Raw genomic sequence first — 19,489 nt, 5'->3', positions numbered from 1 at the left:
CGGTAAAGCCGCCGGAGATTGTTAAGCTCTGCGGAATGCTTGCCAGCCACCGAACAGGATCAGACCGGCAAAACCGATAGCGGCCCAACCGGGGATACTCAGGCCCATCATGGTCCACTGTACTTCAGCACAATTGCCATCGCCGCTCAGCAGCGCCTTGAGCACATCGGCCATCGGGAAAACTTCAATCATATAGCTGACGCTTGGACCACAGGCCGGCACTTGGTCTTCCGGCAGGCTTTGCAGCCAAAGCTGGCGACCGGCAAAGTAGAGACCACCCATTGCCCATAGGGATACCAGCAGGCCGTAGACACGACGGCCAATGGTGGCAGGGTTGTGCAGGAATGCGATCAACGAAACTACGCCAACACCCAATAGCATTACCCGCTGGGTAATACACAATTTGCAAGGCTCCAGCCCCTGCACGTACTCGAGATAAAAGGCGGAGCCGAGTAAAAAGGCCACCATTAGGAAGACCAGAAGAAAAGTGATGCGCGGGTTGGGTAAGGTCATGGTAATTCGGGTCCTGAATAGTGCTGTCGAAAGCGGTTCGCTTCGAGATTCAAGTCGGTTAATAGTTTATTGAAATTGCTTTCCAGTTTGTTCCGCCCGGCGATAAGTTCAGGCAGTAGCTCCTGCAGTGCTACCGGGCGGCGCAACCGCTGTCCAACCCGCTCCAGGGTCAGCTCGATTACCCGCTCCTCGCGGTAACTTTGCAGCAGCTTAATTTGCTCGGCGCGCTCAATAAATGCCATTGCGCGTGGCGGAATATACCGGCTGTCGAAATGAAAGTCTCTCCAACAGCGCCGGCAAAACTCATCCAGCGCCTCAGAGTGCCACTGCTGCCAGTTTTCTGCCAACAGGTGATCAAACCATATATCCAGTGCGATACCGGCATAGCGACGCCAGCGCGGGTCCAGTTGTGACAGGGCATCCCGGTAGGCCGGGTGAGCATCGGTGATGGCATCGATGCGACGGTGCAGGCGAATACCATGCTCAATATCCGTTGGCCAACTGTCATCCAGGGGGCCTTTAACAAAGTCCCCCAGGAGCCCGCCCAGTCGCCAGCGCGGATTGGGCCCGGACAGTAACAGGTGTGCCAGATAGTTCATAAGCCTCGCTCAGGCTGCGGCACTGTATCAGCCGCTAGTCCTGGCAGCAGTTGTATTGGGCATAGTAACGGCTCAGGAATGTTTCAAAAGTACCGCTATCCTGCGCTTCAATTTCTTTTTGCTTGAGCAGTGAGGTTTCTGCCTGCTGTAAGAAGTCTTGCAGATAGTCGCTGTCCAGAGGGCGTTCCAGGAAGTAGCGGCGGTGCTGTTCGGCTTTATCCATAGCCCACTGGGAAAAGGTAATGTTTTGTTCGCGCATCTCTGCCAGTATCTGCTGTGCCGGTGTGAGGATATCCCCTTTCACCTTGGCCTTCTGCACGCCCACTGAGCCGCGGTATTGCGAGCCGCCCCAGGCGTTATCCAGCAGTTCTGCCACTGAGTCGACCTCTTCCAATAATTGGGTGGCCCAGTCGCTCAGTTTACGCTCGCCACCGTTATCCAGCAGTGTTAGTTCCGGTTCGTGACCCCGGTAGACGATACGCTGTTGGTTCTCCTGGGTACTGCGGTAATCGGCATCACTGGTTTTGGGGCTGTCAGTGAGCAGGCAGTGCAGCAGGAAGCTATCGAGAAAGCGCATCTGCTGGGCGTCAATTCCCAGGGGGGCGAAGGGGTTCAGGTCGAGACAGCGCACTTCAACATATTCAACACCGCGATTATCCAGGGCAGACAGCGCTGTTTCGCCGCGTTTGGCGGGGTTTTTGGGACGGATCGGTGAGTAAAACTCATTCTCGATTTGCAGTATGCCTGTGGACAATTGCTGGTAGTCGCCGCCTTCATTTTTAACCCCCATTTCCTGGTAGGGGCCGTAGGAACTGCTGATCGCTGAACAGAGCGTCGATAAATAGCTGCGCAGGTCGTTGTAGCAAACCACCAGTGACTGCTGCACGTTGCTGTTGTAGCCCAGGTCGCCCATACGCAGGGACGTAGCGTGGGGCACGTGCAGAGTGTGGTCATCCCCATTGAAGGGCTCAAGACTGTGCTCGCGGCCATCGACAAAAGAAGCGCATACCGCAGGTGCGGCGCCAAACAGGTAAATCAGCAACCAGTAATTGCGGCGGAAATTGCGAATTAGATCGAAGTAGCGACGGGTTTTAAAACTCTTTAAATCCTCACTGCTGCCTTCGATTTCATGCAGCCACAGCCAGAACTCTTCAGGAAGCGAAAAGTTGTAGTGGATACCGGCGATAGTCTGCATGGCGCGGCCGTAGCGCAACCCCAGGCCCAGCCGGTAAATAGTTTTCATTGTGCCGCTGTGAGAGCTGCCGTAGCGGGCAACGGGAATATCTTTATCTTCGCCAATCGCACAGGGCATGCTGTTAACCCACAGGCGCTCGTCACCGATCTGGTTGTAGGTGTAGCGGTGGATACGGTCCAAGACCTGTAACGCTTCCTCTGGGGTCGCTACTGGCGGCGTAATAAATTCCAGTAGGGCCTCAGAGAAGTCGGTAGTAATACTTTCATGGGTAAGTGCGGAGCCCAGTGCTGTGGTATGCGGCGTTTGCGCAAGGGCGCCATCGGGAGCGACACGCAGGCTCTCTTTCTCGACACCGCGGAGGATGCCTTTGAGCAGTTGGGCTGGTTTGGCTTGCGATAGCGCGGCCAGGTGGGAAATGGGCACTCGAATCTCCTTGGTACTACCGGAACGCTTCTTTATCGCTGCCATCTCGGGCGACTCTCTGTGCCGGTGCTGAATGTTCTGGCGCTCAGGCGGCGGATTCAGATTTGTTTTCGTCAGGCTGTGCGGGCGTTTCAGCGGGCGCTGGTTCCGGGGCAACCTCAGGCGCTTCTTCCGGTGCGGCTTCAGGCGCAGGCTGGGGTTCTATCTCCGGGTTGGCCTGCTCTGGCAGTTCCTCAGGTGTTGAGGGGGTGATTTCAGGGTCACCCTGACTCACATCACTGGATACCGGTGCCAGAGCTTCCTCGGGGATCTGGGGCTGCCCCTTAATGCTGAGTTCGCACAGTAGCAATTCAATGCGTAGGCTCACATTGCGAGTATTAGCCTCGAACATCTGGTTGATAGCGACGTCTTTATGCTCGCTGCGAAACAGTTTGTTCGGCTCGCGGCCATCGGTCCATTCGCCGCTTTTACTCAGGAACTGCTGGTGCTGATTGGTCAGCACGTACACATGACTCATTATGTTGGGCAACTTTGATGCTGTGACAGAAAGGCAGTTTAGCGACGGGGGCTTTATGGCTCAAGAACTCCGTTAGAGCGAAAGCGGTAAATGCCTGCTCTAACGGGTTAAGTGAGGAAATCTGTGATCTTTACAGGGTTTCCAGGGGATAGTTGTCCGGGTAGGGCAGGCGCGCACAGCCACTGTCTACGGCTGCTCGAGCTACGGCCGAAGCCACCTCAGGCAGTAAACGCGGGTCGGTTGGCTTGGGCAGGATATAGTTGGGCCCGAAGCTGAGCTCGATACCGCCATAACCTTCGCGCACTGAATCCGGTACCGGCAGGTGGGCAATTTTGCGGATCGCCTCGATCGCTGCCAGCTTCATCTCTTCATTAATGCGCGCAGCGCGAACATCCAGGGCACCCCGGAAAATAAACGGGAAGCAGAGGACGTTGTTAACCTGGTTTGGGTAGTCGGAACGGCCTGTGGCCATAATCAGGTCGTCGCGCACACTGTGAGCCAGCTCGGGTTTAATCTCCGGGTTGGGGTTAGAGCAGGCGAAGACCACCGGTTTTGGGGCCATGCGCTGTAGCTGCTCGGCGGAGAGCAGGTCCGGGCCGGACACACCAAGGAATACATCCGCACCGGCGATGGCATCGTCGAGGGTGCGCATATCGGTATCCCGTGCCCACTCACCTTTGTAGGCGTTGATATCCGTTCGACCCGAGTGGATAACCCCACGGCTGTCGAGCATGGTGATCTGCTCTTTGCGCGCTCCGGCAGCCAGCAGCAGTTTGCAGCAGGCGGTCGCAGCGGCACCTGCGCCCAGGCAGACCATATGCACTTCACTAATTTTCTTACCCTGAATCTCCAGAGCATTGAGCATACCGGCAACGGTCACAATGGCGGTGCCGTGCTGATCGTCGTGGAAAACCGGTACCGGGCAGCGCTCGATTAGGGTCTCTTCAATATGGAAGCACTCTGGCGCCTTAATATCTTCGAGGTTGATACCGCCGAAGGTGTTGGCGATCGAGGCCACGGTCTGAATAAACTGCTCCGGGCTGCTGGCATCAACTTCGATATCTACTGAGTTGATATCGGCAAAGCGTTTAAACAGCAGTGACTTGCCTTCCATCACGGGTTTTGAGGCCAGCGGGCCCAGATTGCCGAGACCGAGAATGGCGCTGCCATTGGAAATGACTGCTACCAGATTACCTTTGCCGGTATATCGATAGGCTGCTTCTGGGTCCTTGGCGATTTCTCGCACCGGTTCGGCGACGCCGGGACTGTAAGCCAGGGACAGGTCTTCCTGGGTTTCGGCAGGGGTCGTCAGTTCTACTGAAAGTTTGCCGGGACTGGGGAGCGCGTGGTAATCGAGCGCTGCCTGGCGCAATGAATCCGTCATTTGGGGGCTTTTCTCTCGAATACTGTGGACAACACTTAAGTGTTATCCCGGTTACTGCGGGGGCCAGAGAATAACCGAGGGAAGCTTGGCGCTACAAGCGTGAAAATCTGCAATATATGGTACGGACTTCTATTTTTATCGTGCTTGTCGACGATTTTCGGGATAAATAGCCGCAATATTTTGATTTATAAGGATAAAATGGTCGCCAATAGCGGTAAGGTTAAGCGATTCAAGTCGATTTTGATTTTGTACACAGACGCTTACGGCTGCTGGGTATGATGGGGAATGAATAGATACAAAAAAGGCACCATCGCAGTGCGAGGTGCCTTTTTGGAATGGACCCTGCCGCAAGCGGCGGGCCCACTCGAGCGAAGAGCCCGGATTATTTGCCGATACGGCTGCCGAAACGCTTCTTGAAACGGTCAACACGACCACCAGTGGTAGCCTGCTTTTGCTTGCCAGTGTAGAAAGGGTGGCACTGGGAGCAAACGTCGATTTGCAGGTCTTTGCCCAGAGTGGAACGGGTTTTTACAACATTGCCGCAGGAACAGGTAGCGGAGATGTCGGTGTAGTTAGGATGGATATCTGCTTTCATGATTGCCTCTTTTCGAAACCGCCACTCGATCTTTTGCCGAGCACGGCATCGTCATTGGTGCAGGAACCAGTATGGTTCCAGGCTGTTTAAAAAGTCGGCGCATACTATCAGATTAATGTCGCGGTTCAAGCACAATTGGGTGGCGAAACAACTGAGGATGGCCACTTGTTAGCATTGCACAATAGCTTTGATAACAATTGACCTAACTAATTCCTCTGTGACGCCTAAGTCGCCAATTCGGCCTTACGGAGTTATTCAGAGGCTCCTTAACAGTCATTATCCCCGACGAAGCCCTGCAACTTGCCACATCTGCCATTACACTAGCGCCTTTTGCTTGAGTGAGTGGGGGCCAGGTGCAGGAGTCAGTCCAACAGAGAGTCATTTTAAGGCTGGCAGTGCCCGTGCCCCTGAGGCGCTTGTTTGACTATTTGCCGCCAGAGGGACTGTCGCCGGAGTCACTGCGGCCCGGCCAGCGCCTCTGGGTGCCCTTTGCCGGGCGCAAGTTAGTGGCAGTACTGTTGGATATAGTGCAGGAGTCGCCGCACAGCAGTTTGAAGCCAGCGCTGGAACTGGTGGATTCAGAGGTTTTGTTTGGCGATGGCAGCCGCAAGCTGCTGTCCTGGATTGCCGACTATTACCAGGCGCCCCTCGGCGAGGTCTACGCCGCTGCCCTGCCCGTGGCACTGCGCAAAGGTAAGCCGTCTGATCATTGGGCGGAGCAGTGGCTTCAGCTCACGACAGAGGGAAAGGGCTTACCGAAAACTGCACTGGCACGCGCGCCCAAGCAGCAGGCTCTGTTCCAGTTGCTGTTGAGTGATGGCAAGCAGAGCCGAACCCATCTTAAGACCCTCGGCCACAATACCCCCGTGATTCGAGCCCTGCAGGATCGCGGCCTGGTGGAGTGGATTCCAGGCCCTACCGTACCTGCGCCATTGCCCGCTGCAGAGAGCACACCGGCTCCGGAGCTGAACAGCGAACAGCAACAGGTGCTCGACAGTATCGATTGCAGCGGCTTCTCTGCCTCACTACTAGAGGGCACCACCGGCAGTGGCAAGACCGAAGTTTATCTACGCCTGATGCAGCGGGTTCTGGATGGCGGCCGCCAGGCATTGTTATTGGTGCCGGAGATTGGACTTACGCCGCAAACGCTGAGGCGTATTGCCGCACGATTTCCCAAGCACAGTATTGCAGCGCTGCACTCTGGCTTGGCCGACGGCGAGCGCGCTCAATCCTGGCTGGCGGCAGCGGGTGGGCAGGCAGATATTGTGATCGGCACCCGTTCAGCCATTATGACTCCCCTGCCCAGGCTCGGCGTTGTGATTGTCGATGAAGAACACGATGCTTCTTTTAAACAGCAGGACGGTGTGCGCTATTCGGCCCGGGACTTGGCCGTGGTTTTGGGGCGCAATAATAATGTGCCGGTGGTTTTGGGTTCGGCCACTCCCTCTCTGGAAACCTTGCACAACGCTCTGAATGGGCGCTATCAACACCTGCGTATGCGCTATCGCGCCGGCGATGCCAAACCGCCGCAAATTCACGTAGTACCGACACTGCGGGAGCCTTTGGAAGAGGGATTTTCTCCCCAGGTGCTTCGCCATATCGGTGATACCCTCGCGCGAGGTGAGCAGGCCCTGGTGTTTATCAACCGGCGCGGCTTTGCCCCCGCGTTGACTTGTGATGATTGCGGCTGGCTGGCGGATTGCCCGCACTGCTCGAGCAAGCTGACTATGCACCGGCGGCAACGCCAGTTGCGCTGCCATCACTGCGATTACCGCCGCCCGCTGGTTGATAGCTGTCCACAATGTCACAGCCGTTCGATCTCGGCCCTGGGTGCCGGCACGGAACGCAGCGAGGAACTGTTGGCCCGTCGCTTTGCCGACTACCCAGTGATACGTGTGGACCGGGATACCACGGCGAGCAAACAGGCCCTGGATAAATTGTTAGCACCGGCGCGAGAGGGCGAGCCCTGCCTGTTGCTGGGAACCCAGATGCTGGCCAAGGGGCACCATTTGCCCAAGGTCACTTTGGTAGTGATCCAGGATGCCGATGGCGGCCTGTTCAGCGCAGATTTCCGCGCGCCAGAGCGTACCGGCCAGTTATTGGAACAGGTGGCGGGTCGTGCGGGGCGCGGCAGTCTCAGTGGGCGGGTATTGGTTCAGAGCCGCTTCCCCGAGCACCCGCTTTTACAATTGCTGCTGGAAAAAGGCTATGGCGCTTTTGCGCGCCAGTTGCTGAGGGATCGCACGGTTGCACAGTTGCCTCCCGCGAGTGCTATGGCACTGGTGAGAGCGGAGTGTGAAGAGCCTGGTTGGGCTGAAGAGTTTCTACAAAATGCGCGACTCTTTATGCAGTCCCTGGCACCCCCATCGCCGCAGATCCAGTATCTGGGGCCGGTGCCGGCACTACTGGAGCGCAAATCCGGGCGCTTCCGGTTTTATATTCAGGTCACCGCACAAAACCGAGCCCACTTACAGCCGCTGCTGGCGCGAGTGTGTGCCTGGGCGGAGGGCAATAAAAATCGCCGCCTGCGCTGGGCTGTGGATATGGATGCGCAGGAATTATCGTGAATATGCGCTGGGTTACGCGCCTGGCACTAAATTGGCGGTACAATTCACAAACCGCTAAAACCTTGCAGGGAAGAAATTTTCGATGAGCCGTCGCACCAGTAATCGCCGCAGTAAAAAAGCCGCAGGCAAACCCGCATGGGTTTGGTTTGTCCTGGGGAATTTTGTCGGTGGCTTTGCGGTGGCCGTACTGTTTCTTCAGGGCATGGACAAGGACAGCCGGGGAATAAGCAGCATTAAGCCAAAGGCGGTGCAGCAGCGAGAGGAAACATCGCCTCAACCGCGTTTTGATTTTTATACAAAATTAAAAGAAAACGAAGTCACGGTACCCCCGCCCAAAGTGGCACAACCGGCGCGCCGCAGTGACTCCACCAACAGTTCCCAGAACAGTAGCTCATCGGAACCCGATCGCAGCACCCCGGCACAGGTATATATCCTGCAGGCGGCATCGTTTCGCGATGCCTCTGAAGCGGAGCGCTTGCGCGTTGAGCTGACCCTGGCCAACCTGGATGTCAAAGTGGAATCGGCCACCGATAGCCGGGGTACCTGGCACCGGGTATTGGTGGGCCCTTACAGCAACCGCTCCCGGATGGCCAAAGCGCGCCAAACATTGGCTGAGCATCGCCTGATGCCGCTGGTGCTAAAACGCCCGGCGACCCAGTGACCATCAATTCCGTTTATTAAGGTGTGTTGCCCCACTCAGTAATTGTGACCTCTCTTATTGAAATCGGCGCGTACCGTCCTCACTTACCTAGTCTGAAGACAATTCCCCGGCGCGGGCACTTCGATGCCCGCTGCCAGAGTACACGCGCAATCCGAGAGGTCTCCATTGGAACAGTATCGCGGAACTACTATTTTATCCTGTCGCCGCAACGGCAAAGTTGTGATTGGCGGCGACGGCCAGGTGTCCATGGGCAACACCGTTATGAAAGGCAATGCACGCAAGGTGCGTCGCCTGTACAAAGATAAGGTTATTGCCGGTTTTGCCGGTGGTACTGCAGACGCTTTCACCCTGTTCGAACGTTTTGAAGCCAAGCTTGAGGCCCACGGTGGCCAGCTGACCCGCGCCGCTGTGGAGTTGGCCAAAGATTGGCGTACCGACCGCGCCCTGCGCCGCTTGGAGGCCCTGCTGGCGGTTGCCGATTCCACTGCCAGTTTGATTGTGACCGGTAATGGCGACGTGATTCAGCCGGAAGACGACCTGATTGCTATCGGTTCCGGTGGCCCCTTCGCCCAGTCGGCAGCCCGCGCGCTGCTGGACAATACCGATATGGATGCCCGCTCTATTGTGGAGCAGGGACTGAAGATCGCCGGTGATATCTGTGTTTACACCAACCAGAACCACACCATCGAAGAACTGGCTTATTGATTACCGGGTACACCCTAGAGTGACCGGCTGGCGGGCTGTTTAAGCCCCCGCAAGAATTTTTGCAGGAATTTGTATGTCCCAGATGACACCCAGAGAAATTGTCCACGAACTCGACCGCCATATTGTCGGCCAGCAGGAGGCCAAGCGTGCGGTAGCCATTGCGCTGCGCAACCGCTGGCGCCGTATGCAGGTTAGTGAAGACCTGCGCGCCGAGATCACGCCGAAAAATATTTTGATGATTGGCCCTACCGGCGTGGGTAAGACGGAAATTGCCCGCCGCCTGGCTAAACTGGCGAACGCGCCCTTTATCAAGGTAGAGGCGACTAAATTTACCGAAGTGGGCTATGTCGGTCGGGATGTAGAGTCGATTGTCCGCGATCTTGTCGAGATGGCAGTGAAGCAGGAACGCGAGCAGGCCATGGCTGGTGTTGAGCAGCGCGCTATGGACGCAGCAGAAGAGCGCATCCTCGATGCCCTGCTGCCGCCGGCGCGCTCCACCGAGCCCACCGATAAGGATTCCAGCACTCGCCAGCTATTCCGCAAGAAGTTGCGCGAAGGTGATCTCGATGACAAAGAGGTTGAGGTGGATCTGGCCGCTGCGCCTATGGGCGTTGAGATTATGGCCCCTCCCGGTATGGAGGAAATGACTAACCAGCTTCAGGGCATGTTCTCCAATATGTCCCAGGGCAAGACCCGCAAGAGCAAGCTGCCGGTGAAACAGGCCCTCAAGCAGCTTACCGACGAGGAAGCGGCCAAGCTGGTCAATGACGAAGACGTTAAGACCCGTGCGATCCGCGCTGCTGAGCAGAATGGCATCGTATTTATCGATGAAATCGATAAAGTCGCCAAGCGCCAGGAGAGCGGCGGTGCCGATGTTTCCCGCGAAGGGGTACAGCGCGACCTGCTGCCACTGATTGAAGGCAGCACGGTTAACACCAAGTACGGCATGATTAAAACCGATCACATCCTGTTTATTGCCTCCGGCGCCTTCCACCTGTCCAAGCCCTCGGACCTGATTCCCGAGTTGCAGGGTCGCCTGCCCATTCGCGTGGAATTGAATTCGCTGAGCTCCGCAGATTTTGAGCGTATCCTCACCGAGCCGTCCGCTTCCCTTACCGAGCAGCAAAAAGCATTGCTGGCCACTGAGGGGCTGGAACTGCAATTTAGTGAAGACGGTATTCGCCGCATCGCGGAAGTGGCCTTCGAGGTGAATGAGCGCACCGAGAATATCGGTGCACGCCGTCTGCACACGGTATTGGAGCGCTTGCTGGAGGAAATTTCCTTTGATGCGGGCGATGGCAATACTTCGCTGAACATTGATGCCGCCTATGTGGACAGCCATCTGGGCGAGTTGAGCCAGAACGAAGACCTGTCGCGTTTTATTTTGTAAATATAATGAAACCGCAAAAAATCCGATTAAATCGCGCAGAGAAAAGCCTGCATCTGGTATTTGGCGATGCTGAATTTACCTTGCCGGCAGAGTACCTGCGCGTCTACTCCCCCAGCGCCGAAGTGCGTGGCCACGGTGCCAGCGAACCGGTGCTGGTCAGTGGCAAAATGCATGTGGGTATCGATACGGTGGAGGCGGCTGGCCGCTATGCGCTAAAAATCGATTTCGACGATGGCCACGACACCGGTATTTTTACCTGGGAGTATTTGCACGAACTAGCTGAAAACTATTCGTCCAACTGGGAGGCTTACCTACAGCGTCTGCGCGATGCTGGTCAGGGCCGCGACCCGGATGAGAGTGTGGTGAAGTTTATCGGCTAGTGGCAAATTGATCGGTAATGACAACCGCTCCCCAGGGGGCGGTTCCACCCTTCTCTCTCTCAATATCTCCCCACTCTTCTCAATAATTTATTACCGAAATAATTAATTTTTGGTACGTCTTTGCCAAATATTGTCAAGTTTACGTAATTCTTTGATATTCATTGATTTTCAGAGCAAAGATATTAACAACGTAACCGGCGCGTAATTCTTTTGTCACATTTTGGAACTCTAATGCTCGCCAAATTAACGAGTTTCGGAGGCCCCCATGGCAAAAACAATTGTCCGCGCACTGAGCGCCTTTTGTCTGATTCCTCTCGCTTCCGCTGTTTCAGCGGCAACCCTGCCCGACTACCAAACCAATAGTGCCTGGTACACGGAAAGTGCTGACCGATTGGAAGAGCGCGCTTCGCTTTCCCGAGAGGCAAAAACTGCGAAGAATGTAATTCTGTTCGTCGGCGATGGAATGGGCATTTCCACACTAACCGCCGCCCGTATTCTTGAAGGCCAGCTAGTCGGTGAGAGCGGCGAAGAAAATGCACTCTCTTTTGAAGAGTTTCCGCATACCGCACTGATCAAAACCTACAACACCAATCAGCAGACCCCGGATTCTGCCGGTACCATGACCGCTATGATGACCGGTGTAAAAACCCGCGCCGGTGTAATTAATATCGACGGCGATGCACTGCGAGCTGATTGCGCCAGCACTGAGGGTAAGGAGTTAAACACCTTCCTGGAAATGGTGGAGAGCCGTGGCAAGGCCACCGGCATTGTTTCCACTGCGCGCCTGACTCACGCCACGCCCGCAGCCACTTACTCGCGCAGCCCGGAGCGCAACTGGGAGTATTCCGCCGAGGGTGATTGTTCCGATATCGCCTCGCAGATGGTTGAGATGTCTGCCGGCGACGGTATCGATGTCATGCTCGGCGGTGGCCGCCGCAACTTTGTTACCACCGACAACGATGGCAAGCGAGAAGATGGCCGCGACCTGACCAGTGAATGGCTGGAGCGCTATGACGGCGAGCAGACTGCTGTGTACGTGGAGAGTGGGTCCGAGCTGGAAGGCGTCGACATTGCCTCCACCGATAAGTTATTGGGGCTCTTCACCAGCAGCCACATGAGTTACGATGCGGATCGCATCGCCAAGGACAGCGATGAGCCGAGCATTGCCGAGATGACTGATACCGCCATCGAGCTGTTGGAAAAAGACAGCGATGGCTACTTCCTGATGGTAGAGTCCGGGCGTATCGACCACGGCCACCATGCCGGTAATGCCTATAACGCCTTGCACGATGCCATCGCCTTTGCGGATGCGGTACAGGTTGCTTTGGATAAAGTGGATCTTGAGGACACCTTGATCCTCGTGACCGCCGACCACAGCCATGTGATGACTATCGCCGGCTATCCGACTCGCGGTAACCCGATACTCGGTAAAGTGGTTGAGAATGACAGCAGCGGTGCCGCAGAAGCGGAAGAAGGTCTCGCTGCGGACGGTAAACCTTACACCACCCTGAGCTATGCCAATGGCCTGGGTTATGCCGATTTAGGTGAAAATACCGACGCGGATGAGCGCTACGATATCGCCGCCGATACCGGACGCAAAGATCTCTCCGGCGTGGATACCGAGGCGCCGGGCTTCCACCAGGAAGCAATGGTGCACCTGGAGTCTGAGAGCCATGCGGGCGAGGATATCAGCTTGCACGCTATCGGCGCCGGCGCCGAGCGGGTACAAGGTAGCCTGGAGCAGAGTGCAGTCTTCCACGTGATGACTGCTGCGACCGACCTGTCGCTGACAGAAGAATAACTGGGGGTAATTCACCATGAGACATTTTAAGAAAACAGTACTGGCTTTCTCTGTCGCCCTACTGGCCACCGCCTGTAGCGACGACAACTCAAACTCTGACGGCGTAGTGGAATTACCCGAAGAGGAGCATGTCGGTGTTTCCTCTGCGCAGAGCAACAGCAGCTGGTTCCAGGAAGCCCAGCAGGCGATCGAAGAAGCGAGCGCTGTAGAAATCAACAACACCCCCGGTGCCGCCAAGAACATTATCCTGTTCGTTGGCGATGGTATGGGTATCTCCACAGTGACCGCCGCCCGTATCCTGGCGGGTCAGCAGCAGGGCCTCGATGGTGAGGAATACCAGCTGAGCTTTGAGAAGATGCCATTTGCCGGTCTGGTTAAAACCTACAACACCAACCAGCAAACCCCGGACTCTGCCGGCACCATGACCGCGCTGGTAACCGGTGTTAAAACCAAGGCCGGTGTATTGAGTGTTGCCGAAAATGTTGCGCGCGGCGATTGTGCTGCCAGCCTCGAGTACCCGCTGACGACGGCAATTGAGCTGGCTGAAGACCTGGGCAAGAGCACCGGTATTATCAGCACCGCGCGTATCACCCACGCCACTCCGGCGGCTACTTATGCCAAGGTGCCTGAGCGCGGCTGGGAAGAAGCAGCCCCGGATGGCTGCACCGATATCGCCGCTCAACTGATTGAGCTTGAAGCCGGTGATGGTATCGATGTGGTGATGGGCGGTGGCCGTCGCAACTTCCTGCCCAGCGATATTACCGATATCGAAGGTGAAGCGGGGCGCCGTGAAGATGGGCGCAACCTGGTGGATGAATGGAAGGCCCGTTACGACGACGGTGTAAATAATATTGCTTACGTTGAAGACACCACTGCTTTTGAAGCCGTAGACGCTTCTGCAACTGACAAGTTGTTCGGCCTGTTTAATTCCTCACATATGGAATTCGAGGCTGTTCGCGAGGACGACAAAGCCGGTGAGCCCTCCCTGTCAGAGATGACCGCCAAAGGTCTCGAGATGCTGCAGAAAAATGAGGGCGGCTACTTCCTGATGGTGGAATCCGGTCGTATCGACCACGGTCACCACGCCGGCAACGCCTATCGCGCCCTGACCGATGCGGTGGAATTTGCAGAAGCGATTCAGTACGCCATGGATAATACCAGTGCAGAAGACACCCTGATTGTTGTTACTGCGGACCACAGCCACGTGATGACTATCGCCGGCTACCCCACTCGCGGTAACCCCATTCTCGGAAAAGTGATTGGCAATGACGGCCATGGCGAAGCGGAAACCTCTCATGCCCTGGCGGAAGATGGCCTGCCCTACACGACTCTGAGCTATGCCAATGGCCCGGGCTACAGTGCCGGTGATAGCGGAGCGCGTCCGAGCCTGGTGAGCACAGACACTGCCGCCCTGGATTACCAGCAGGATGCCCTGATTCCCATGAGCAGTGAATCCCACGCCGGTGAGGATGTGGGTGTTTGGGCGCGCGGACCGGGTGCGCACCTGGTGAGCGGCACCAACGAACAAAACTTCCTGTTTCACGTAATGGCACGCGCTGGCGGATTATTGGAACAGTAATTCCATCAGCTGTCGGTGTGGATGGCATGTTCATCCACACCGACACTTTCCCCGGTTAGATCTTGAATTGAGGCTTGGAGAAAAGCGCCCCACAGAGTGCTTCGGTCTTTTTCATTAGTAGGCTTTGTCGGTGCCGGATAATTTTTAGCACCGTGCCAAACTCACTTTGCAGCTTGTCTCCCTGAGTGATTACCAGCCGTGCCAGCAAATGGAGATCACGCCAGTTACCCAGAACTTCTCCCAACTCCTTTAGTGACTTACAGCGCTCGCCCACAGTGAGCGGATAACGCTTCCTCAATAAGCGGCTCTGGTACCAGTGATCCTTGGCTCTTTTACGCAATAGATGCAGGCGGTTTGCATTTTTGTGCCTGCGCACTTTACGCCATGCGCTTGCGGCTTTTCGGTAGCCGCGCAGGTAACCGGCTTCCGCATCATGCCAGCCGAGCTGTTCAAGCGGCCACGATGGAATTCTTATTTGACCTTTATCGAGGAGTTTCAATGCCGCTTGAACCGCTGAGTGGTTTTGCTCTGCCTGGATCAGTTCGTCGAGGAGATGGTGTAACCGGTGAAAGTGATGTGGCGGTGCCAATCCCAGTAAAGCGATGCGCAGTGCTGTGAGGTCGCGGGTGTGGGCGAGAGTGTTTGCCAATTTTCTGTAGTGGGTATTTTCACGCTGAAAAGTGCTACTGATTTGTGGGCGGACCAGGCGCAGTAGCGCGCGAATTTTCTTGCAGCGTTTGCGCAGTTCGTGGACGGCAGTTTCCCCTCCGTTGCGGAGCAAGTATCCGTTTGCCGCCGTTACTTCTGCCTGGGCGATAGATTTGATTTGCTCGGGAAAAGGAGAGTCACATTGGAATTGATAGCTCATAGAACAGTCCCGGGTGATCCCACTAAATTTTAGTGGTTTCCGCTCTGCTTGATTTCAAGCGGTGCCCCACTGGCTCCGGCAATGTACAATGGCCTTTTAAAGTTTTCGCTCAGCAGGCATAGCATGAAGGATCGCAAGACCACCCACTTCGGCTACCAGGAAGTGCCGGTGGAAGAAAAGGCCGGTCGTGTGGCAGAAGTGTTCCACTCTGTAGCAGCCCGTTACGATGTAATGAACGACTTGATGTCTGGAGGTGTTCACCGCCTCTGGAAGCGCTTCACCATCGAATTGTCCGGGGCCCGACGGGGCCAAAGTATTCTCGATATCGCCGGGGGTACCGGTGACCTCACCGCGCGCTTCTCCCGTATTGTGGGTGCCAGCGGCCAGGTAATATTGGCGGACATCAATGAATCGATGCTGCGAGTGGGTCGCGATCGCCTGCTCGACCGGGGAATCGCCGGCAACGTGGTACCGGTGCAGGCGGATGCCCAGTACCTGCCCTTCCCGGACAATACCTTTGATTGCATCACGATCGCTTTCGGCCTGCGCAATGTCACCGATAAGGACCTGGCACTGCGCTCCATGTTGCGCGTGTTGAAACCCGGTGGCCGATTGTTAGTGCTGGAGTTTTCCAAGCCCCAGTCGAAGCTGTTGGAGAAAGTCTACGATCAGTACTCTTTCCGCCTGTTGCCATTTATGGGCAAACTGGTTGCCAATGATGCGGACAGCTATCGCTACCTGGCGGAGAGTATCCGCATGCATCCAGATCAGGAAACCCTCAAGGGGATGATGGCGGATGCCGGTTTTGTCGATTGTGAATTCCACAACATGACCGGCGGAATTGTCGCTTTGCACCGGGGCATCAAGCCCTAAGAAACTGCATAAGCCTATTTTTTCTCTGAGCGCAGGCACGAGGCCGTAAACCGCCATGAGCGACCCCACTTTTCGCGCGGGCTTTGATGCCGCGCTGGAAACCACAATTAATGCTGCCCTCCAGTATGACCCGGCGACACGCGAGCGCCTTTCCGCACTGGATGGGAAAACCATGGCGCTGGATTTAACCGCCCCGCAACTACAGTTTTGCCTGTGTATCGAGGGTGACCAGGTGCGGGTGCGCCAGCACTGGGAGGGGGAAGTTACCACCCAGTTAAGCGGTTCAGCGCTGTCTTTTGTACGCCTGATCAAAGACCCGGATGCAACTCCTGCCGGATTGGGGGTGTCAGTGAGCGGCTCCAGTGCCCTGCTGGCAGAACTGCAATGGATCTTGAGTGACTTGGATATCGATTGGGAAGCGCCGCTGGCACAAGTGGTTGGCGATATTCCCGCCCACTCAATTGGCAATGTCCTGCGCGATGCTGCCCGCTGGTTGGGAGGCAACCTGAATCGGGCGCCTGAAGTGGCGGCGGAGGCTATCAGTGAGGAGTGGCAGCTGACCCCGCCCCAGGCCCAGTTCGAAGCATTTGTCGAAGACCTGGCCGAGGCCTCTCTAGCTGCTGAACGGCTCGAGGCGCGCGTACGCTTGCTGGAAGAAAAGTTTTCCCGCAGGGAGGCTGAGTAGTTTTGCCTGTTCGTCGAAGTCTCACAATCGCGCGGGTTTTTCTGCGCTATCGTCTCGATCAATTATTGCCAGCCGAGGAGCGCCCACTGTGGTTGCGGGGATTGCTACTTCCGGTGAAGTTGCTGCCGCAGTCCAAGATGCCACGGGGCGAAAGGCTGCGCCGAGCCTTGGAAGAGCTGGGCCCCATTTTCGTTAAATTCGGCCAACTTCTCTCCACTCGTCCCGACCTGCTGCCGCCAGATATTGTCGAGCAATTAGATTATTTACAGGACAAGGTGCCGCCCTTCCCCAGTGACCAGTGCACGGCTCTGATCGAAGAGGCCCTTGGTGCCAAGGTGGATGAGGTCTTCGCCAAATTTGATCAGCAGCCACTGGCAGCGGCTTCAGTTGCACAGGTGCATGCGGCTGAATTAAAGAGCGGCGAATCAGTGGTTGTCAAAGTACTGCGCCCGGGCATTGATGAGGTAATCCAGGAAGACTTGAAACTTCTGGGGGTGATCGCCCGTGGAATTGAACGCTTTGTGCCCGAAGGGCGCCGCATGCGCCCGGTGGAGGTGGTTGAGGACTATCGGCACACGATTGAAGGTGAACTGGACCTAACTCGTGAAGCGGCCAACGGCACCCAGCTCCGCCGCAACTTTACCAACTCCCCGCTGTTGTATATCCCCGAAGTGCACTGGGATTACACTCGCGAAAATGTCCTGGTGTTGGAGCGTATCGACGGTATCCCCGTCACCGACCTGGCCCAGCTTCGCGCCCAGGACACCAATATGCAGCTGCTGGCTGAGCGCGGTGTTGAGATCTTCTTTAAGCAGGTCTTCGAGTACAACTTCTTCCATGCGGATATGCACCCGGGCAACATTTTCGTTTCCAGGGAGCACCCACAGCGCCCGCAATATATTGCGATTGATACCGCAATCGTCGGCAGCCTGACACGGGAAGACCAGTACTATTTGGCGCGCAATCTCCTGGCGATGTTCCGCCGCGATTACCGTATGGTGGCGGAGCTGCACGTGCAAAGTGGTTGGGTTCGCTCCGATACGCCGATCAATGCCTTTGAGTCTGCTATTCGCTCGGTCTGTGAGCCCATTTTTGAAAAACCCCTGGGAGAGATTTCCTTCGCTCGGGTGTTGATCAGTCTGTTCCAGACTGCGCGTCGATTCGATATGGCGGTACAGCCACAGCTGGTACTGTTACAAAAGACCCTGTTGAATATCGAAGGTTTGGGTCGACAGCTTTATCCGCAGCTGGATCTGTGGAAGACTGCTCATCCATTTTTAGAGCGCTGGATGCGCGATCGAATCCACCCCAAAACAATTGTGGGTGAGATAAAGCGCTATGGTCCAGAGTGGCTTGAGAAATTCCCGCAGATGCCACAGCTGGTGTACTCAGCTCTGGAGCAGTCGCGGGAACTGGCGCCCAAGTTAGAGGTAATTGGCGAGCAGTTGGCGGGCTCGCAACGCCGAGGCTTGCGCCAATATATTCGGCGGGTCGCCGGAGTTGTGTTGGGCGTTGGCGCCGTCGCTGTCAGTAAGCCGGAATGGCTGGCTCAGTTGCCGCCGACCGGTTGGGTACTGGGCGTTGCTGCACTAGTGCTGCTGCTGTGGCCCTAGGGCGCTTCGGCCTACACTGGAACTTCTAAGGATTGTTAGACATTGACTCAAATTCAAGCAAAGGCCGGTTTTCTCGATAAAGTCAGCTGGAACAGTGATGGCCTGGTTCCTGCGATTGCGCAGGATTTCAAAACCGGGCGGGTGTTGATGATGGCCTGGATGAACCGCGAATCGCTGGCGCTCACTGCCAGTGAGGGTTACGCGGTCTACTGGTCCCGATCCCGCAAGGGCCTGTGGCGCAAGGGAGAAACCTCTGGTTTCCTGCAGAAGGTGCGTGAATTGCGCCTGGATTGTGACGGGGACACCGTATTAATGTTGGTCGAGCAGGAAGGTGGAATCGCCTGTCATACCGGACGCAGTAGTTGTTTCTATCACCTCCTTCAAGATGAAGAGTGGCAGGTGAATCAGCCGGTGATTCAGGACCCGAAGTCCATTTATAAGTGAAACAATTATGAAAGATGTGCTGCAACAGCTCGATGCGGTGTTGGAAAGCCGTAAAAATAGCAGTGATGCTTCTGAATCCTATGTGGCCAGTCTACATAGCAAAGGCCTGAACAAGATTTTGGAAAAAGTCGGTGAAGAAGCCACTGAAGCTATTCTTGCAGCAAAAGACGCACAGAGTAGTGGCGATAATCGAGACCTGGTTGCCGAGACAGCGGACCTATGGTTTCACTCGCTGGTCATGCTATCTCACTTGGGCGCTGATTCTCAGGACGTGGTTCGAGAGCTTGGGCGCCGATTTGGTCTTTCTGGCCTGGAAGAGAAAGCTGCGCGAACTAAGTAAAATTTGAATCACTTGTGGCACCACCCCTGATGGCGGGAGTGCCCGGTAAGAAACTCAAGCCATCCTATTGAATGTAATGGAGACAATTATGGGATTCGGTGGAATTAGTATCTGGCAGTTGTTGATTGTCCTGGTCATAGTCTTGCTACTGTTCGGAACCAAGCGTTTGAAAAACCTCGGAGGCGATCTGGGTGGCGCAATTAAGGGTTTCCGCAAAGCGGTTAAGGATGAAGACAAATCCAAGGATGCTGATGAAGACAAAGATGTCGAGCGTCTCAAGCACGATGAGGAAGAGAAGCCAGGCCAAGACACTACTGTCAAAAATAAAGATAAACAGTCTCAGGACAAATAATCGGC

The 19,489-nt window shown here is 55.8% G+C and carries 20 protein-coding genes; 13 read left to right on the top strand and 7 right to left on the bottom strand.

Features of this window, described 5'->3' with window-relative positions; translation table 11 throughout:
- Positions 1-21 precede the first annotated feature (21 nt).
- From ACG1BZ_RS22745 to rpmE, 6 genes are all read right to left on the bottom strand, one after another.
- Positions 22-513, bottom strand: a complete 492-nt coding sequence (locus ACG1BZ_RS22745; RefSeq protein WP_282930663.1) for a disulfide bond formation protein B — start codon at positions 511-513, stop codon at positions 22-24.
- Positions 510-1,112 (bottom strand): ACP phosphodiesterase, encoded by a 603-nt coding sequence (locus tag ACG1BZ_RS22740; RefSeq protein ID WP_413663801.1) that lies wholly within the window; start codon positions 1,110-1,112, stop codon positions 510-512. Before ACG1BZ_RS22740 ends, ACG1BZ_RS22745 begins: the two co-directional genes overlap by 4 nt.
- A 34-nt stretch (positions 1,113-1,146) precedes the next feature.
- Positions 1,147-2,775, bottom strand: a complete 1,629-nt coding sequence (gene gshA, locus ACG1BZ_RS22735; RefSeq protein WP_413663800.1) for a glutamate--cysteine ligase — start codon at positions 2,773-2,775, stop codon at positions 1,147-1,149.
- 40 nt (positions 2,776-2,815) lie between these two features.
- Positions 2,816-3,247 (bottom strand): hypothetical protein, encoded by a 432-nt coding sequence (locus tag ACG1BZ_RS22730; RefSeq protein ID WP_413663799.1) that lies wholly within the window; start codon positions 3,245-3,247, stop codon positions 2,816-2,818.
- Positions 3,248-3,377: 130 nt separating this feature from the next.
- Positions 3,378-4,631: a malic enzyme-like NAD(P)-binding protein gene (locus ACG1BZ_RS22725; protein WP_108734997.1), complete on the bottom strand. Its 1,254-nt coding sequence runs from the start codon at positions 4,629-4,631 to the stop codon at positions 3,378-3,380.
- Between the two features lie 382 nt (positions 4,632-5,013).
- Complete coding sequence (gene rpmE / locus ACG1BZ_RS22720; RefSeq protein WP_108734996.1) at positions 5,014-5,226, bottom strand: 50S ribosomal protein L31; 213 nt, start codon at positions 5,224-5,226, stop codon at positions 5,014-5,016.
- A gap of 353 nt (positions 5,227-5,579) precedes the next feature.
- On the opposite strand from rpmE, the gene ACG1BZ_RS22715 reads away from it, so the two are divergent.
- The 7 genes from ACG1BZ_RS22715 (at position 5,580) to ACG1BZ_RS22685 (ending at position 14,309) form a co-directional block, all read left to right on the top strand.
- Positions 5,580-7,793, top strand: a complete 2,214-nt coding sequence (locus ACG1BZ_RS22715) for a primosomal protein N' (RefSeq protein WP_413663798.1) — start codon at positions 5,580-5,582, stop codon at positions 7,791-7,793.
- Between the two features lie 82 nt (positions 7,794-7,875).
- The gene (locus ACG1BZ_RS22710; protein ID WP_413663797.1) at positions 7,876-8,454 is read left to right on the top strand and encodes an SPOR domain-containing protein; all 579 of its coding nucleotides are present in this window, start codon (positions 7,876-7,878) and stop codon (positions 8,452-8,454) included.
- A 165-nt stretch (positions 8,455-8,619) separates the two neighbouring features.
- Positions 8,620-9,159: an ATP-dependent protease subunit HslV gene (gene hslV / locus ACG1BZ_RS22705; protein ID WP_108734993.1), complete on the top strand. Its 540-nt coding sequence runs from the start codon at positions 8,620-8,622 to the stop codon at positions 9,157-9,159.
- 73 nt (positions 9,160-9,232) lie between these two features.
- The gene (hslU, locus tag ACG1BZ_RS22700) at positions 9,233-10,549 is read left to right on the top strand and encodes an ATP-dependent protease ATPase subunit HslU (protein ID WP_282930670.1); all 1,317 of its coding nucleotides are present in this window, start codon (positions 9,233-9,235) and stop codon (positions 10,547-10,549) included.
- Positions 10,550-10,554: 5 nt separating this feature from the next.
- Positions 10,555-10,929 carry a gamma-butyrobetaine hydroxylase-like domain-containing protein gene (locus ACG1BZ_RS22695; protein WP_413663796.1) on the top strand — a complete coding sequence of 125 codons (375 nt, stop codon included), beginning with the start codon at positions 10,555-10,557 and terminating at the stop codon, positions 10,927-10,929.
- 265 nt (positions 10,930-11,194) lie between these two features.
- Positions 11,195-12,730 carry an alkaline phosphatase gene (locus tag ACG1BZ_RS22690; RefSeq protein WP_413663795.1) on the top strand — a complete coding sequence of 512 codons (1,536 nt, stop codon included), beginning with the start codon at positions 11,195-11,197 and terminating at the stop codon, positions 12,728-12,730.
- 16 nt (positions 12,731-12,746) lie between these two features.
- Entirely contained in the window at positions 12,747-14,309 is a 1,563-nt protein-coding gene (locus tag ACG1BZ_RS22685; RefSeq protein ID WP_413663794.1) for an alkaline phosphatase, read from the top strand.
- Positions 14,310-14,364: 55 nt separating this feature from the next.
- Here the strand turns inward: ACG1BZ_RS22685 and ACG1BZ_RS22680 are convergent, their stop codons facing one another.
- Positions 14,365-15,177: a CHAD domain-containing protein gene (locus ACG1BZ_RS22680; protein ID WP_413663793.1), complete on the bottom strand. Its 813-nt coding sequence runs from the start codon at positions 15,175-15,177 to the stop codon at positions 14,365-14,367.
- Between the two features lie 123 nt (positions 15,178-15,300).
- Between ACG1BZ_RS22680 and ubiE the strand changes: the two genes are divergently transcribed.
- The 6 genes from ubiE (at position 15,301) to tatA (ending at position 19,484) form a co-directional block, all read left to right on the top strand.
- Entirely contained in the window at positions 15,301-16,050 is a 750-nt protein-coding gene (ubiE, locus tag ACG1BZ_RS22675) for a bifunctional demethylmenaquinone methyltransferase/2-methoxy-6-polyprenyl-1,4-benzoquinol methylase UbiE (RefSeq protein WP_413663792.1), read from the top strand.
- Between the two features lie 55 nt (positions 16,051-16,105).
- Complete coding sequence (locus tag ACG1BZ_RS22670; protein WP_413663791.1) at positions 16,106-16,735, top strand: SCP2 domain-containing protein; 630 nt, start codon at positions 16,106-16,108, stop codon at positions 16,733-16,735.
- 2 nt (positions 16,736-16,737) lie between these two features.
- The gene (ubiB, locus tag ACG1BZ_RS22665; protein WP_413663790.1) at positions 16,738-18,348 is read left to right on the top strand and encodes a ubiquinone biosynthesis regulatory protein kinase UbiB; all 1,611 of its coding nucleotides are present in this window, start codon (positions 16,738-16,740) and stop codon (positions 18,346-18,348) included.
- Between the two features lie 51 nt (positions 18,349-18,399).
- Positions 18,400-18,792 (top strand): phosphoribosyl-AMP cyclohydrolase, encoded by a 393-nt coding sequence (gene hisI / locus ACG1BZ_RS22660; protein WP_282934621.1) that lies wholly within the window; start codon positions 18,400-18,402, stop codon positions 18,790-18,792.
- 7 nt (positions 18,793-18,799) lie between these two features.
- Positions 18,800-19,132: a phosphoribosyl-ATP diphosphatase gene (locus ACG1BZ_RS22655; RefSeq protein ID WP_282930677.1), complete on the top strand. Its 333-nt coding sequence runs from the start codon at positions 18,800-18,802 to the stop codon at positions 19,130-19,132.
- Between the two features lie 88 nt (positions 19,133-19,220).
- Positions 19,221-19,484: a Sec-independent protein translocase subunit TatA gene (tatA, locus tag ACG1BZ_RS22650; protein WP_282930678.1), complete on the top strand. Its 264-nt coding sequence runs from the start codon at positions 19,221-19,223 to the stop codon at positions 19,482-19,484.
- The last annotated feature ends 5 nt before the right edge of the window (positions 19,485-19,489 follow it).

Origin of the sequence: Microbulbifer sp. CNSA002 (assembly GCF_047324085.1) — a bacterium.
In the GTDB taxonomy this organism is placed as follows: Bacteria; Pseudomonadota; Gammaproteobacteria; order Pseudomonadales; family Cellvibrionaceae; genus Microbulbifer.
The sequence above is the reverse complement of the archived record's forward strand: the minus strand, read 5'-3'. Positions and strand labels throughout refer to the sequence as shown.